This is a genomic window from Pseudomonas sp. Sample_24 (genome assembly GCF_004307605.1).
Taxonomy (GTDB): domain Bacteria; phylum Pseudomonadota; class Gammaproteobacteria; order Pseudomonadales; family Pseudomonadaceae; genus Aquipseudomonas.
The window spans coordinates 1-755 of record NZ_RCNW01000266.1 but is presented as its reverse complement, the minus strand read 5'-3'; the positions used below and the strand labels follow the sequence as shown (position 1 = coordinate 755).

Below are 755 nucleotides of genomic sequence, written 5' to 3'. Positions count from 1 at the left end.
TACATTAAATAACTCAAATTCATATTTTTTATGCTTTGGATAACCAACTGGAATGTGACCATGGACCTGGCCAACCTTAATGCCTTTATTGCCATTGCCGAGACAGGTAGCTTCTCCGGCGCGGGAGAACGGCTGCACCTGACGCAACCGGCGATCAGCAAGCGCATCGCCGGGCTCGAGCAACAACTGAAGGTGCGCCTGTTCGACCGGCTGGGCCGCGAGGTCGGGTTGACCGAGGCCGGTCGCGCCCTGCTGCCGCGGGCTTACCAGATATTGAATGTCCTCGATGATACGCGCCGCGCCCTGACCAATCTCACAGGCGAGGTGACCGGTCGTCTGACCCTCGCCACCAGTCACCACATCGGCCTGCACCGTTTGCCTCCCTTATTAAGGGAGTTCACCCGGCGCTATCCCGCAGTGGCATTGGATATTCAGTTTCTCGATTCCGAAGTGGCCTACGAAGAAATCCTCCATGGCCGTGCCGAACTGGCGGTCATCACCCTGGCGCCGGAGCCCCATGGGCTGGTCAAGGCCACGCCGGTGTGGGATGACCCGCTGGACTTCGTGGTCGCCCCGGAGCATTCGCTGCTCAACAATGGCGCAGTCAACCTGGCGGATATCGCCCGGCACCCGGCGGTTTTCCCCGGGGGAAACACCTTCACCCACCACATCGTCCAGCGTCTGTTCGAAGCCCAGGGCCTGACGCCGAACATCGCCATGAGCACCAACTACCTGGAAACCATCAAGATGATGGT

General features: G+C 59.6%; 1 protein-coding gene. It reads left to right on the top strand.

Annotated features, from left to right (window positions below; genetic code table 11):
* Nucleotides 1-60: 60 nt before the first annotated feature.
* Nucleotides 61-755 (top strand): LysR family transcriptional regulator (locus D8V06_RS14725; protein ID WP_130931204.1); only part of this gene is annotated, 695 nt, incomplete at its 3' end.